This window comes from Mucilaginibacter phyllosphaerae (assembly GCF_004378255.1).
GTDB lineage: Bacteria > Bacteroidota > Bacteroidia > Sphingobacteriales > Sphingobacteriaceae > Mucilaginibacter > Mucilaginibacter phyllosphaerae.
The window spans coordinates 41,457-57,082 of record NZ_SNQG01000003.1 but is presented as its reverse complement, the minus strand read 5'-3'; the positions used below and the strand labels follow the sequence as shown (position 1 = coordinate 57,082).

General features: G+C 45.5%; 12 protein-coding genes. 9 read left to right on the top strand and 3 right to left on the bottom strand.

Features of this window, described 5'->3' with window-relative positions; genetic code table 11:
• Positions 1-74 precede the first annotated feature (74 nt).
• The 5 genes from E2R65_RS08430 (at position 75) to E2R65_RS08410 (ending at position 9,183) form a co-directional block, all read left to right on the top strand.
• Positions 75-2,912 (top strand): M16 family metallopeptidase, encoded by a 2,838-nt coding sequence (locus E2R65_RS08430; RefSeq protein WP_134336057.1) that lies wholly within the window; start codon positions 75-77, stop codon positions 2,910-2,912.
• Positions 2,913-3,455: 543 nt separating this feature from the next.
• Positions 3,456-3,887: a GNAT family N-acetyltransferase gene (locus tag E2R65_RS08425; RefSeq protein WP_134336056.1), complete on the top strand. Its 432-nt coding sequence runs from the start codon at positions 3,456-3,458 to the stop codon at positions 3,885-3,887.
• Positions 3,888-4,035: 148 nt separating this feature from the next.
• Positions 4,036-6,498, top strand: a complete 2,463-nt coding sequence (locus E2R65_RS08420) for a glycoside hydrolase family 95 protein (RefSeq protein WP_134336055.1) — start codon at positions 4,036-4,038, stop codon at positions 6,496-6,498.
• 6 nt (positions 6,499-6,504) lie between these two features.
• Complete coding sequence (locus E2R65_RS08415) at positions 6,505-7,260, top strand: SGNH/GDSL hydrolase family protein (RefSeq protein WP_134336054.1); 756 nt, start codon at positions 6,505-6,507, stop codon at positions 7,258-7,260.
• Between the two features lie 153 nt (positions 7,261-7,413).
• Positions 7,414-9,183: a c-type cytochrome gene (locus tag E2R65_RS08410; RefSeq protein ID WP_204986295.1), complete on the top strand. Its 1,770-nt coding sequence runs from the start codon at positions 7,414-7,416 to the stop codon at positions 9,181-9,183.
• A 42-nt stretch (positions 9,184-9,225) separates the two neighbouring features.
• Here the strand turns inward: E2R65_RS08410 and E2R65_RS08405 are convergent, their stop codons facing one another.
• Positions 9,226-9,822, bottom strand: a complete 597-nt coding sequence (locus E2R65_RS08405; RefSeq protein ID WP_134336053.1) for a methyltransferase domain-containing protein — start codon at positions 9,820-9,822, stop codon at positions 9,226-9,228.
• Between the two features lie 111 nt (positions 9,823-9,933).
• On the opposite strand from E2R65_RS08405, the gene E2R65_RS08400 reads away from it, so the two are divergent.
• Positions 9,934-11,367 (top strand): glucoamylase family protein, encoded by a 1,434-nt coding sequence (locus tag E2R65_RS08400; RefSeq protein ID WP_134336052.1) that lies wholly within the window; start codon positions 9,934-9,936, stop codon positions 11,365-11,367.
• On the opposite strand, the gene E2R65_RS08395 is transcribed toward E2R65_RS08400, so the two are convergent.
• A complete protein-coding gene (locus E2R65_RS08395; protein WP_134336051.1) occupies positions 11,364-11,852 on the bottom strand; it encodes a GyrI-like domain-containing protein in 489 nt (162 codons plus the stop codon). The two genes, E2R65_RS08400 and E2R65_RS08395, sit on opposite strands and share 4 nt — an antisense overlap.
• A gap of 48 nt (positions 11,853-11,900) precedes the next feature.
• Here E2R65_RS08395 and rlmF point away from each other — a divergent pair, with 48 nt between their 5' ends.
• Complete coding sequence (rlmF, locus tag E2R65_RS08390; protein WP_229704624.1) at positions 11,901-12,818, top strand: 23S rRNA (adenine(1618)-N(6))-methyltransferase RlmF; 918 nt, start codon at positions 11,901-11,903, stop codon at positions 12,816-12,818.
• Positions 12,819-12,928: 110 nt separating this feature from the next.
• On the opposite strand, the gene E2R65_RS08385 is transcribed toward rlmF, so the two are convergent.
• Positions 12,929-13,432 (bottom strand): DinB family protein, encoded by a 504-nt coding sequence (locus E2R65_RS08385; RefSeq protein WP_134336050.1) that lies wholly within the window; start codon positions 13,430-13,432, stop codon positions 12,929-12,931.
• Positions 13,433-13,589: 157 nt separating this feature from the next.
• Here E2R65_RS08385 and E2R65_RS08380 point away from each other — a divergent pair, with 157 nt between their 5' ends.
• Complete coding sequence (locus E2R65_RS08380; RefSeq protein ID WP_134336049.1) at positions 13,590-14,615, top strand: SPFH domain-containing protein; 1,026 nt, start codon at positions 13,590-13,592, stop codon at positions 14,613-14,615.
• Positions 14,616-14,620: 5 nt separating this feature from the next.
• Positions 14,621-15,541, top strand: coding sequence for an NAD(+)/NADH kinase (locus E2R65_RS08375; RefSeq protein ID WP_134336048.1), 921 nt, complete (start codon positions 14,621-14,623; stop codon positions 15,539-15,541).
• Positions 15,542-15,626: the final 85 nt, after the last annotated feature.

The window sequence follows — 15,626 nt, the reverse complement described above, 5'->3', positions numbered from 1 at the left end:
ACAGCAGGCCTAACGCTGCTCAACAATTAATTATCATCATTATGCAAATTAAAATATCCGTTAAAGGGTGTTATATGGCAGCTATTTTCGCTATTAGCGCATTATGCTGCACGGCACAAAATAAAGCCAATCCATCGTTAACAAAAGTTGCCCGCAAAATTGAGCGCGGTCAATCAAATCAGCTTCCGCTTGATGCTGCTGTGCGCACGGGTAAGCTGGCTAATGGTTTCACGTATTTCATCAGGCGTAATACCAATCCAAAAAACAGGGTGATCTTTTACCTGGCCAATAAGATCGGCTCGTTAATGGAAACAACCGACCAGCAGGGGTTAGCCCATTTTATGGAGCACATGAACTTTAATGGCACCACCCATTTTCCCAAAAACGAGTTAGTTAACTATTTACAAAAAGCCGGGGTAAGATTTGGAGCGGATATTAACGCCTACACCAGTTTTGATGAAACCGTGTACCAGTTGCCTTTACCAAGCGACAAGCCCGATATACTGCGCGGCGGCATCCAGATCATGCGCGACTGGGCACAAGGCGCTACGCTGGACCCGGCAGAGATTGAAAAAGAACGCGGTGTGGTTTTAGAAGAAAAGCGATTAGGAAAGGGGGCCGCTCAACGCATGCAGCAAAAGTATTTCCCGGTGCTGTTTGGTAACTCGCGTTACGGCCAGCGTTTGCCAATAGGTATGGATACGGTATTGAACAATTTTAAACCCAATACCCTTACCCGCTTTTACCATGATTGGTACCGGCCGGATCTGCAGGCTTTAATTGTTGTGGGCGATATAGATGTTAACGAAATAGAAAAAGCGATCAAACAAAAGTTTGCAGACCTTAAAAACCCGGTAAAAGAAAAGCCGAGAACTAAATATGTTTTTACACTTACCGGCAGCAATCATTTTGTTAAGGCAACAGACCCGGAGGAAACATCAACACAAGTACAAGTATTAATAAAGCGCCAGGCCCGCCCTGTTAAAACTGCCGATGATTACCGTGAAATGATCATCAGGAAATTATTTAATCATATGTTGGGTAATCGTTACCTCGAACTGGCGCAGCAAAAGCAACCGCCCTTTATTTACGGGGGCGCTAATGTAGGGGCGTTTTTAGGGAATATTGATGCGTTTACCATGCGTGTGGTGGCCAATCCCGGCGCTTTAGAGAATGGTTTTAAAGCAGTTTGGCGCGAAACTGAAAGATTAAAGCAATATGGTTTTACAGCAACCGAATTTGAAAAAGCTAAACGCGATTATTTAAAAAACAGCGAAAATACCTACAAGCAAAAACATACAACCTACTCAGAACAGTATATGGGTGAGTATTTAGCTTATTTTTTAACAGGCACCGCCGCCCCGGGGATTGAGAAAGAATATAAACTGACCAATACCATAATGCCGCAGCTTTTGTTAAAAGATGTAAATGCCGTAGTTGGCCGGTTTAACAGCGATAGTAACAGGGATATTATTATTACCGGCCCGGATAGGGATAGCGCTAACCTGCCGGATGAGCAGATTGTTAACGAGTGGATCCGGTCTATCCGCCAGGAAAATATCCTGCCCTACAAAAACAGCTTTACCGAAAAAGCGCTTTTAACCAGCCAGCCGGTACCCGGCAAAATTGTTAAGCAAACCGAGCTGGGCGGCATTAAAGCCACCGAACTAACATTAAGTAACGGGGTTAAAGCAATATTAAAGCCTACCAAATTTAGCGATAACGATATTTTGGTAAAGGCAGTGGCCCCTGGCGGTTCCTCGCTTTACAGCGATGCCGATTACGAATCGGCAAATATAGCTGCTTATCTGGTAACAAGTTCGGGTTTAGGGAGTTATGATTTTAACAACCTTAATAAATTCCTTGCCGGTACAAGTATTGCCACCGGCCCGTTCCTGGCCGATTACAGCCAGGGTATCCAGGCGGCGGCTTCACCTGCCGAACTGGAAACATTGCTGCAGATGTTTTATTTATACTTTACAGCACCGCGCAAAGATTCAATTGCTTTTGAAAAATATATCTCTGAATCAAAGGCCAGTTTAGCCGACAGGAAAAACAGCCCCGAAAACCGCTTTTATGATACTATTAGCACGGTGTTAGGCAATTACAGCAGCCGGCGCACACCGCCAAGCCCGGAAAAATTAAACCAGCTGGATCTTGATAAAAGTTATAACATTTTCAGGAAGCAGTTTGCTGATGCCGCTAATTTCACCTTTACTTTTGTGGGTGATTTCGAGATCGATAAAGTGAAGCCTTTGATCGAAAAATACCTGGGCTCGTTACCGGCAACCTACACGCACGAAAGGGCGAAAGACCTGGGCATACACCCCCCGGCAGGTAATATCACTAAAATTATAGAGGCAGGCCGGGAACCTAAGGCTACCGTATCATTAAAATTTACCGGCGATTATGATTACAGTTATGCCAATAATTTAGAAATGGATGCCATGGCAGAAGTACTGCAAATAAGGCTGATTGAACGTTTGCGGGAACAAGAGAGCGGCGTGTATTCGCCGGGTGTAAATGTACGGTACAATAAAATTCCCTCGGCAAGGTATGTTTTCAGCATTTCATTTGGCTGCGCACCTGCCAATGTCGAAAAGCTAATTGCCTCGGCGTTAGATGAGGTAGGCAAGATCAAAACCGTAGGCCCAACCGCAATCAATATCGAAAAATTTAAGGCCGAGCGATCGAGGACGCATGAAACACAATTACGGGCTAATGATTTTTGGTCGGAATATCTAAACGATAATGCTTTAAATGAAGGGGACGTTTACGCGATCAATGATTTTAGTGCAACGATGGAAAAGATCACGCCCGAAAGCATAAAAAGCAAGGCAAATAAATATTTAAGTGGCAATAATTTAATAAAAATAATATTACTACCCGAGAAAAGTACCGGGTTGCAATAGAAGCGGGTTACTCAAAGTAAAAGCCCCCCGTCATTTAGCCTCTGTTACCTAAGTAACAAACCATAAAAATAATACTCCGTTCTTTTAAGATTAGTTAATAGCAATTGTAGTGAAGCGCCGCTTCCCGGGAGCGGGAACGGCGCTATTTTTTATTGGATATTTGGAATAAGCTTGGCCATCATAGTATCGGTGCGATGCTGTAGCATAAAATACCTGTATAAATGATATTTTCAAGCACCTCTCATGTGCATTCTTTGACCCCCGTAATTCGGGTTGCTTTATTAAAAAATGCGGCTTTAATACCAATATATTCCGTACTTTAATGTTATACTATTAGCCATCATCATTAAATAAAGTTAAAGCATCCAGTATCGCATCATGCAAGCACCCGGGCATATCACTTTTACAACAGCATCAACAACGGAGCATTTTGAGCAAATTATTCAACTGTAAAAAAGCAACCACCACCAGGCTTTAAGTATCGAGGAGCAGGCGCAGAGCGGGTTTGTATTTGCAGCGCATACGGTAGAATTACTGAAAAGAATGGCAGCTAAAATGCCCCAGGTGGTTGCGTTGTGCGGGGGGCGGGTTGTAGGTTATAACTTATCAATGGATCAATCCATGCAAAACGATCTGCCGGAACTTACACCGATGTTTAAAGAGTTTGAAAATTGTTTTTACCGCGGGCAGGCTTTAGCCCGATACCAATTTATGGTTGGCGGCCAGGTGTGCGTGGATGAAAGTTTCCGGGGGCTGGGCTTATTACAAAGCCTTTATCACGAAACAAGGAAAGCGGCAGATGCCCGTTTTGAGTTATGCGTTACCGAGATCTCTGCAAGGAATAATGTTTCATTAAAGGCGCATCAAAAAATGGGGTTTAAAGTTGCAGGGAGCTATCAGGATGGTACCGGATTATGGAATATCGTAGTTTGGGATTATAACGATGGGCTGCATACCGGTAGCCCCAATGTTTAACCCGGCTCATCATCATAGCGGCAGGGTTATCTCAAAAGAATGATTTTAAATTAATTGTATAAACACTACCCGTATTGATTTATATTGCGGCGAAATAGTTTTATTGCCTGATAAACCGGCAGTTAATTACACGCCTAATTTTTAATAAATGAAACGGATCTTGTTTTGCTTCACTTTTGTGATTGTTCCCGCTGTTATGTTTGCGCAGCAGCATCAGCTTAAACTATGGTATAAACAACCCGCAAAAGAGTGGACAGAGGCCCTGCCCTTAGGTAACGGCCGGTTAGGCGCCATGGTATATGGCGGCGTAGGCGAAGAGCACCTTCAGCTAAACGAGGGAACATTATGGTCGGGCGGGCCGGTAAAAGCCAACATTAACCCCGATGCGCCAAAGTATCTGGCTGCAGTAAGGGATGCCCTGCTAAAAAAGCAGGACTATGCCGAAGCCATAAAGCTTGCTAAAAAAATGCAGGGCCTGTACACAGAATCGTACCTGCCGCTTGGCGATCTGTACATTAAGCAGCAGCTTAAGGATACCGCTCAACTCAACTATTACCGCGATCTGGATATTGGCCGGGCCGTTGCTACAACACGGTTTACATCAAACGGTGTTACCTATACGCGCACCATGTTCTCTTCCGCGCCAGATCAGGTTATCGTGCTGCGGTTCACTGCCGATAAACCGGGGCAGCTTAATTTAAAAATTGCCGCCAACAGCCTGTTACATCACCAGATAAAGCAAAACAGCCGCACCGTAATGGCATTAAGCGGCAAAGCCCCCTCGCATGTCGACCCTGTTTATTATAATCCCAATAACCATCCCATAGAATACAACGATGCCGATAAATGTACCGGGATGCGCTTTGTGCTTAAATATAAGGTTATTAACGAAGATGGCCGGGTTTTGGCAGATTCATCCGGCATTAGTGTAAACGGTGCCAGCAGTTTAATGCTGCTGGTTTCTGCAGCTACCAGTTTTAACGGGTTTGATAAATGCCCGGATAAGGATGAGCAGCTAATTGCGGATAGCTACCTGGCTAAGGCAGCAGCAAAACCATATGCTACGCTGCTGGCCGCCCATATTGCCGATTATCAAAAATATTTTAACCGGGTTACTTTAAACCTGCAGCCGCCTGCAAAAAACACCAATGCCGGCTTGCCAACCAACGAACGTATTAACGGCTATACTGCCGGCGCGGCAGACCCCGGGTACGAAAGTCTGTATTTTCAGTACGGCAGATACCTGCTCATCTCCAGCTCGCGGCCGGGCGGTGTACCCGCTAACCTGCAGGGCATCTGGAATAACGAGATGCGCCCGCCATGGAGCTCGAACTATACCATCAATATCAACACCCAGATGAATTACTGGCCTGCCGAGGTTACCAATCTGTCTGAAATGCACAAGCCTTTGTTTGGCTTCATTAAAGATCTTTCGGTAACGGGTAAAACCACGGCCAGGCAGTTTTATAACATGAAGGGCTGGGTAGCACACCATAATACCGATATCTGGGCCATATCAAACCCGGTGGGCGATAAAGGCCAGGGCGACCCTAAATGGGCCAACTGGAATATGGGCGGTAACTGGCTGTGCCGCCACCTGTGGGAGCATTATTTATACACCAACGATAAAAAGTTTTTAAAGCAGGACGCTTATCCGTTAATGAAAGGTGCGGCAGAGTTTTGCCTCAACTGGCTGGTAGAAGATCAGAACGGGTACCTGGTATCTGTGCCTTCCCTATCGCCCGAGAATGATTTTATAGATGAGAACGGCAAAAAGGGCGAGGTATCAGTAGCTACAACAATGGATATGTCTATCATTTATGATCTGTTCACCAACCTGATAGATGCCTCTAAAGCCCTCGGCATCGACCCGGAATTCAGGGCGATGCTTGTGGCCAAAAGGAGCAAGCTCTATCCGCTGCACATAGGTAAGCTTGGTAACCTGCAGGAGTGGTATAAAGACTTTAAGGATGTAGACCCGCACCACAGGCATGTATCGCATTTATACGGGCTGTATCCCGGCAGCCAAATCTCGGCTTTAAACACACCGGCATTTGCCGATGCGGCGCGTAAAACGCTGGAAATCCGCGGAGACGACGGTACCGGCTGGAGCCTGGCCTGGAAAGTGAATTTTTGGGCAAGGCTGCTGGATGGCAACCACGCGCACACCATTATCAGGGAGTTGCTAAAATCAAGCCTGGGGGCGCAGGAAGATATCCACCATGGCGGCGGCGTTTACCCTAATATGTTTGATTCGCATCCACCTTTCCAGATAGATGGTAACTTTGGCGGTACCGCAGGCATGGCCGAAATGCTGCTGCAAAGCCAGCTGAAAGAAATACACCTGCTGCCCGCACTGCCCGACGCCTGGGGCGCCGGCGACGTAAAAGGCCTTAAGGCACGCGGCAATTTTAGCGTTGATATTAAATGGGCTAACAAAAAGCTGGTAAGTGCAAAAATATCCGCACAAAATGCAGGCCTTTGCAAAATACGCACTGCAGAAAAGATAGAAATAAAAGGAGTGAAACTGAAGGTACAGCAAACCAGCAAGGGTTATGTAAGTTCATTCACGGCCAAAAAGGGCAATACCTACGTGCTAAACGCTTTATAATTTTTCATGAAAGATAGCAGAAGGGGCTTTATCAGGAAGCTGGCGCTTGCCGGCACCGCGGCAATAACGGCACCCGGTATAATAATGGCTTCGGGTTTAGAAGAAGGCAGTCCCGTTGATCATAAAAATGCAAAGATCATTCTGTTTCAGGGCGATTCTATAACCGACGGGGGCAGGAGTTATGATGCCGACTGGAACCATGTTTACGGGCAGGATTATAACTATCTGATAACCGCAAGGATGAATTACGAGCATCCCGAAAGGGATTTCAGGTTTTTTAACCGGGGCATCAGCGGGAATACCGTAGCCGACCTGGCCGCCCGCTGGCAAAAGGACACGCTGGATCTTAAGCCCGATGTGCTGAGTATATTGATAGGCGTAAACGATGTATTTGCTGTGATTGTAAAGGGCAGTAAGGCTACCGCAGATGATTTTGCAAACAGCTACAGCAATCTGCTTGATCAAACTAAACAAACCTTGCCGGATACGCAGCTGGTACTTTGCGAACCGTTTATACTGAACATAGGCATGGTAAGCAAAGCCCCCGATACCTGGGCCCGCGAAGTGCAAAAAAGGCAGCGTATTGTAAAGCAATTAGCTCAAAAATACAATGCCGTTTATGTGCCTTTTCAGGATGCATTTAATAAAGCCTTACAAAAGGCGCCTGCCGGGCACTGGATCTGGGATGGGGTGCACCCCATGCCCGCCGGGCACGAACTGATGGCAAGGGAATGGCTTAAAAAAGTTAAAGAACTGCTCTGATTTTTTTTAGACAGCATGGGGTTTTAGCGTTAAAGAATATAACTGATACGGCCCGCCGCGCAACATTGCAGTAAGCGCAGCAACAAAAACAACAACCGGTGATTAATTGGGGTTTAAATGAATTTTAGCCATATTGCAAAATAGCTGCCCGAAATGAGATCTTTTAAAAAGCAAATGATACTGCTGCCTGTTGCAGCTTTCCTGTTTTTAAACCTGGCGTTTATTTTAGATAAAGGCAAAAAAAACAATGATGAAAAAAATGGCGGGCTGATATTGCCCGGGCATTTTAAGGCAACCGTGGTAGTAGATAGCCTTAAAGGCAGCGCGCGCCACCTGGCTGTAAACACCAATGGCGATATCTATGTAAAGTTGCGTTTTCCGGATTTTGCAGGCGGTAATGCTGCCCTGCGCGATACCAATGGCGATGGCAGGGCAGATACGATCATCAAATTTGCCGATTATGAAGATAAAGGAACGTATGGCACCAGCATGCGGGTGCATAATGGCTATCTGTATTTCAGCTCGGAAACTAATGTGTACCGCACCAGGTTAAACCCGCAAACACTTGTGCCGGACGGCCCGCTCGAATTGCTGCTGCATGACGCTAACGGCCGGCACGAGCATGATGCCAAGCCGCTGGCATTTGATGGCAAGGGCCATATGTATGTTGCCTTTGGCGCCCCCAGCAATGCGTGCCAGGAACAGAACAGGGTACCCGGCTCGCCGGGGATAGAGGGCTGCCCGCTGCTGGCCGAATATGGCGGCATCTGGCAGTTTGATGAGGCAAAGCAGGGGCAGCAACAAAAGGACGGCAAACGTTATGCAACCGGGCTGCGCAGCGTTGTGGCCATGGATTGGAACACCCGCGAAAACTGCCTGTATGTAGTAGCCCACGGGCGGGATGATCTGCACATGTTATTCCCCAAACAGTTTAATGCCTGGCAAAGTGCAGTAATGCCTGCCGAAGAATTTTTAAAGGTAACCGAGGGCAGCGACGCCGGCTGGCCATACTATTTTTACGACCCCATAAAACACCTGAAGCTGCTAAACCCCGAGTATGGAGGTGACGGAAAAAAAGCAGGCGAGGGCAAAAAATATAATCAGCCTATTATGGCTTTCCAGGCGCATTGGGCCCCCAACGATCTGCTATTTTATACCGGCGACCAGTTTCCGCAGCGGTACCGGAATGGTGCGTTTATTGCTTTCCATGGTTCAACTAACCGGTCGCCTTACCCGCAGGGCGGCTACTTTGTATGTTTTGTTCCGTTTAAAAATGGTAAGCCGGCCGGCAACTGGGAGGTATTTGCCGATGGGTTTACGGGCCGTAAAACGGTTATAAGCGCCAGCGAAGCCCGCTACCGCCCAATGGGTTTAGCTATGGGGCCGGATGGGAGCCTCTACGTATCAGAAACCGAAAAAGGCAAAATTTGGCGCATCAGCTATACAGGCGATAAAAACAAGTTTACCAGGTTGCAATTGCAGCAAATGGAAGCAAGAAAAAGCACTTCGAATTTTAAACGGCCAGACCCACTGCGCAATAACCTGATGAGCGGGATGCTGGGCAACGGGGCAAAACTGTACAGAAATTATTGTGCCGGCTGCCACCAGCCCAATGGCAAAGGCGATGGCAACCTGTTCCCGCCGCTGAGTGGTTCGGAGTGGGTTACCGGTGGCCCGTATATGGATAAATACCGTGCTATACAGGTAATGCTTAAGGGTTTAGAGGGCCCTATTAAAGTAGCAAATAAGCCCTACAACAGCGTAATGCCTAAGCATGATTTTTTGAAGGACGAGCAAATTGCGCAGGTGCTTACCTACATCCGCAATAACTTTGGCAATAATAGCAGCCTGGTAACAGCAGAGGAAGTGAAAAAGGTGCGGTCGCGGTTAAAGCAGCAGGCCCCTGATGTTAAGAAGCCGTAACAAAAGAGCCAGTTTGGTACAGCTAAATTACCAAGGGTGGTTTTATCCTTGTTTTGTTTTTATCACCGCAAACTGAAACTTGTAGTTATACTCTGGCACAGGCAAATCATAATATTGATAAGTAAAGTCGGCGGTATCAAACAGGGATAAATGTACCGGGTTGTTATAAATAATTACCGGGTTGCGGTGCGATATGTTTAAGATCTCGGCTCTAAAGCTCTCCATCATTTTATCTTTAAAAGGATTATAAAGATAAAATACATTGCCATCCGGCGGGAAATCGTCAAAAATATTATCAACCCTTATCTCGATATTTTTATGTTGTTTTAAGCGCCTGGCGGTGTTAAGGCCAACAGATTCATTTATCTCGTACCCTATCATTTTATTTTTTAATCCTTTGTAAAGTAAATAGCTAAATACCCGCCCTTTACCGCAGCCAACATCTATCAGCACATCACCGGGGCGTAACGGGCTATGCTCAAAAAAAATAATTTCCAGCTCCTCGTAATTGGTGCTTACCGTTTTAATGATGTTATTATTATCGATACTGGGCACACCGCCGGCTAAAAAAGTGCGTTGGGTTAGCAGGTCTATTTTTAATCTTTTTAGCTGGCGTTTAAGGTATTTAAATAAAAGCATATTTTAAAACGGTAATATTTGCAGTTTAGTTTTGGCAGCCAGGCAGGTTTTAATTGTACCTGCAAAACCCTACATTAGTTTAATCAATTATACAAATTTGCCTTTAAACACATGAATAATAAATCTATTTTTATGCTTGCCGTGCTTTTATTTGCCGCAAGTGCATTTGGGCAGGTAAAAAAAGCCGCGCAACCCAGGCCTGCAGGCCCCAATGCCATTGCCCCGGTAGGCATTATCAAAAACATCAGCGACTCGGCTTTGCTTGATATTGTGCAGCGGCAAACGTTTCGCTATTTCTGGCATTATGCCCACCCGGTAAGCGGGCTTGCCCGCGAACGCGACAATACGGTTAAGGCCCAGTATTACTGGGATTATATAAATGAAGCGTATGACGAGCCCAACCTGAGCAAGGGCACCTTTGGCCCCGAGGCTTGCGCCATTGGCGGCACCGGTATGGGGATCCTGGCAACTGTGGTGGCTACCAACCGCGGCTGGATAGGCCGCGACACGGCATTAAACCGCCTCATAAAAATTGTAGATTTTTTAATTAAGGCCGATTGCTACCACGGCATTTATCCGCATTTTATGAACGGGGCCACCGGCAAAACCATAGCGTTTGACAGGGTTGACGATGCGGCCGATATTGTAGAGACATCTTACCTGCTGATGGGCCTGTTGGGCGCTAAAGAATATTTTAACGGCAGCACCATCAAAGAAAGATATTTTCAGAAACGGGTGCAGCAGATGTGGGATGCCGCCAACTGGAACTGGCACAGCAACAGCGGCAATAAAAACCTGTACTGGCATTGGAGCCCTAATAATGATTTCCAGATGAATTTCCCGGTGGTTGGATATAACGAGGCTTTGATTACCTACATTATATCGGCAGCATCGCCTACACACCCTATCCCAAAAGAATTATATGAAAACAGCTGGGTGAAAAGGGATAGCTGGAAGAATGGCAAAACCTATTATGGCTTTGAGCTGCCCTTAGGCAATTTTGATAAAGGCGGCCCGCTGTTTTTTGAGCAATACACTTACATGGGGATAGACCCCAACGGCCTTACAGACGACCACGATGTAGATTACGCCCTGCAAACCAAAAACCATACGCTGATAAACCGCGCCTATTGTATAGAGAACCCAAAGCATTATAAAGGCTATGGCGCAAATTGCTGGGGCCTTACTGCAGGCGATAGTTATAAAGGCTACGTTGCCCATTGCCCCGAGGTGGACTATGGCGTGATACAGCCAACGGCTGCACTGTCATCATTCCCGTATGCGCCGGCATATGCTATGCAGGCGCTGAAGCATTTTTATTATGACCTGGGCGACAAGATCTGGGGACCGTATGGTTTTGCCGACGGCTTTAGCGAATCGCATAACTGGTACGCTAAAACACACCTGGCAATAGACCAGGGGCCAATTGTAGTAATGATAGAGAATTACCGCAGCGGGCTGATCTGGAACCTGTTTATGAAAAACCCCGATATCCAAAAAGGGTTAAAGCGCCTGGGCTTTAAAAGCAAACGGATAAAAAACTAAATGCTTTTAAGCCTTACCGGTACATAAATATCTTCCTCAGATTCGGGGTCGTTATTCTTGTATTTGTCGCCCAGTACTTCAAAATGCGGTCGGTTATCTAATTCATATACCGAGGAGGGCAGCCAGGTATTAAAAATATAGTTATAGGTTGGGCCAAATGTTGCTGCTGTGCCTTTATAGGCAAATACGGCATATAAGCCTGCCGCAAGCTCAAATGTTTCCATTCCGGCCGGCACGTCATCAAATTCAGCAACTTCAACAGCGGCCCACTTTTGATGAACCGTAGCCGGTGTAAAGTTCCGGAAATCGAAGCCGGGCTCAAAAACCTGCATACAAATAACAGTGGTATTTAACTTATGGCCAACCTCGTGCCTGCGCGGCATAAAACCGCTAAACAGGCTGTGGGTTTTATTAGCCGTAAGGCTCATGCTTACCTGCTGGCCAATTAATTTTTTATGCGGAAGGGATGCAATGCGGGGCTCCATTATTGGTATAATGTTTAATCACAAATATACTTGCTAACTTTGTGAAATATGATGGCAGATAAATCTAAAGCACTTCCCGAAGAAAAACTGAACTTACACCCGCGTAACCTGCACCGCAGCCGGTATGACCTGCCCGGGTTAATTAAAGCTTTGCCCAGGCTGAGGGATTTTGTTGCAGCAAATGATTTTGAGGAATTATCTATAGATTTTACCGACCCCGAGGCGGTTAAAATGCTTAATAAAGCTTTGCTGAAACATCATTACGGGGTAAACGAGTGGGATATTCCCGAAGGGTTTCTTTGCCCGCCCATACCCGGCCGTGCAGATTACATCCACTATCTGGCCGATGTTTTGGCCGAAGGCAACAACGGTAAGGTACCAACCGGTAAAACGATAAAGGTACTTGATGTGGGCGTGGGCGCTAATTGCATTTACCCGCTGATAGGGCACAAGGTTTACGGATGGAACTTTGTTGGCAGCGAAGCGGATTATATAGCAGCAGCTTCGGCACAAAAAATTGTTGATGCAAACGGCCTGTCGGGCAATATCGAGATCCGTGCGCAATCATTCTATTCGGGTATATTTAAGGGTGTTATCAAATCGGGCGAGGTATTTGATATCACCATGTGCAACCCGCCGTTCCACTCGTCCTCAAAAGAGGTAAAAGAAAAATCTACCCGCAAATGGAAAAACCTGGGGCAGGAGGATAAAGGCGCCGACCTGAACTTTGGCGGCCGTAACAACGAGCTTTGGTATGATGGCGGCGAACCGCGTTTCCTGAACACCATGATCACCGAAAGCAAGCAATTTGCGCGTTCGTGCAAATGGTTCTCCTCACTTATCTCTAAAAAGACCACGCTGGATGGCTGCTACAAATCGTTAGATTACCATAAGGCGGCAGATATAAAAACCATTACTATGTCGCAGGGCCAAAAAACCAGCAGGATATTGGTTTGGCGGTTTTAGTTTAACAGCATCGCCCTTTCCTCTTAGCCTTATCCGGCTTTCAGCCCCTTCTCTAACAGAGAAGGGGAGGCGCAATATTGTTTTTACGGCGGGCAGGCTAAGGCAAAATGCTATCTGTCCCAGAATGCAGGCGGCTCGATACCCAGGGCGCGCAGGTAAACGTAGCCCTGGCCGCGATGATGGATCTCGTTATCTAAAAAGTAAAGAATGGTGTTGGTTACGCTATTTTCATACTGCCCGAAAGCGGCTACCTTTTCATGGAAGTGTTCGGCCGGTATCTGCGGCCACAGGGCGTCTATCTGGTCGGTCACTTCGTCCCAGGCTTCTAAGAACTGGCTTTTGGTAGTGAGTTTGGCATCGTGGTTAAAATGGTCAAGCTCGGGCGATGTTTCCCATTTGCCGGTTACAAAACCGTTCATACCGGCGCTGGCAAGCCCTATCATTTCGCCGGCAAGTTCACTGTAGGGGCGCATGCCGCCTATCGAGAACTCAAATAAATCTTTTTCGGGGAAGGCGGCTAAAACCCTGCGGCTTAAGCCGCGGTGGCTTTGCCAGTTTTTTAAAAGCTCATCGGCTGTTAATACTGTAGTGTCGGTTGCTGCTGTAGTTGTCATGGCGTTTTATTGTTTTAAGTTTATGATACAAAGAAACCATAGGCGAATGACAACAGTGTGTCAGCAGGGGGAAAGAAAAATTGACAGGATTAATTATAATTAGTAAAAAAATAATAGCAGATTTATAGGAGTTAAGCAGTAACTAAATTACCTAAACATGTTTGGAATCCAGCACATAAAATTCGACTCGATGACCTATGTTATTCATTTTAAAAATGGTGACATAAAAAAAGAAGGCCGCGGACTTTCGTTTTTCTACTTTGCACCAAATAGTTCAATTGTTGCCATTCCAATGGGCAGTAATGATCTGCCCTTTATATTTAGCGAAACCACCAATGATTATCAGTCGGTTAATATACAGGGGCAAATAAGTTATAAAATCAGCAAGCCAAAAGTTTTGGCAGATGTGCTTGATTTTACGGTAAACGACTATGGGCAATACAAAAAAAATGACATCGAAAAATTAAACCAGCGCATTATAAATGAGGCGCAAACAGCCACATCGTCCTATATCCATAGTATTAAGCTAAAAGACGCGATACGGTCGGCCAAAGCAATTGAAGAGCGTATTATGGAAGGGCTAAAATCTTCGCCCGCTATTGGTATGATGGGTATAGAGATTTTAGGCGCAAATATCTTAGGGATCTCTGCCACGCCTGAGATGGCAAGAGCCCTGGAAACAGACACCCGTGAAAAACTGCAGCAAGAGGCAGACCAGGCAATTTACGAACGCCGTAACTTTGCGGTTGAACAGGAACGAAGGATCAAGGAAACAGAGCTGAATACGGAGATTGCTGTTGAAGAAAAGCAAAAGCAGATAGCTGAAAAAAGGATGGAATCAGAGGTGCAAAGGGCGGATAACGAGCGCAAACTACGGGAAATGCAATTGACCGCAGACATAGCCGTTGAGAACCAGCGTAAAGAGTTGATATTACAAAAAACAGCTAATGAAAGAAAAGAAGCCGAAACGCAAGGATTTGTTATAGAAACCACCTTAAAGCCATACAAGGATATTGACTGGAAAACGTTAACCGCATTAAATAATAATCCTGATCCTAAATTTAATATCTCGCTTGCATTCAGGCAATTGGCAGAGAACGCCGATAAGATAGGCAACCTCAACATCAGCCCGGATCTGTTAGACTCATTGTTAAATAGCAAAGAAAGCGAAAGGCAGGACTAACGTAAATGAGTGTAGAGTATGCCATCGTTGTAAAAAATAAAACCAGGCTGGAAGTATTGATCGAACGTTTTAATACAAAAGCCCAGGCCAAATTTTATATAGAAAGGCTTGGCGGTGATTTTGAAGATTATGTTGCCGAGCATGAAACATTTCATACAGCGTTAAATTCGTTGCAAACACAATTATCTAAGGTTATAAAGTATAAGATCATTGAACGGGGCTTTATCCCGTCGTTTATCTTTTCCGAAAAGAATGTTGTGATAGTTATTGGGCAGGATGGCCTTGTGGCAAATACGGCAAAGTATGCTAAAAATGTCCCTATTGTAGCAGTAAATCCCGATAGGGCGCGTTACGATGGCGTTTTATTGCCATTTGATATAAGCAACTTTATTACCGGGGTAGAAAAAGTTATTTTAAACCAATATCAATCAAAAACAGTAAATTTTGCTGAAGCTAAATTGAACGACGGGCAGCGGTTACTTGCGTTTAACGATCTGTTTATAGGTGCATCCAGCCATGTATCGGCGCGGTACAAAATATCGTTTGATGACAAAACGGAAGAGCAATCTTCCAGCGGACTAATAGTTTCTACCCCAGAAGGGTCTACAGGCTGGTTGAGTTCTATTTTTAACATGGCGTATGGCGTAGCAGGTATATTCGAAAAAAATTTAAAGCCTAAGCGGCCTAAAGTAAAAAATGGTGAGCTGCTATTTGCCGTAAGAGAACCATTCCAAAGTATTAAAACACAAATTGGAATCACAGCAGGCATAATAAAAAACAGGCATATTTTAACGATTGAATCACTTATGCCAGGTGGCGGCGTAATTTTTAGTGACGGTGTACAATCCGATTTTTTAAATTTTAACAGCGGTGCTATTGCCACCATTAGTATTGCACCCGATACCGCCAATCTTGTAATTGCCTAATATTAGTAAAATGATAAAGTATATCTGCCACGATGTAAGCCTCTGGCATAATATTCATCCTTTACTACCCCCCCAACAAACCTTC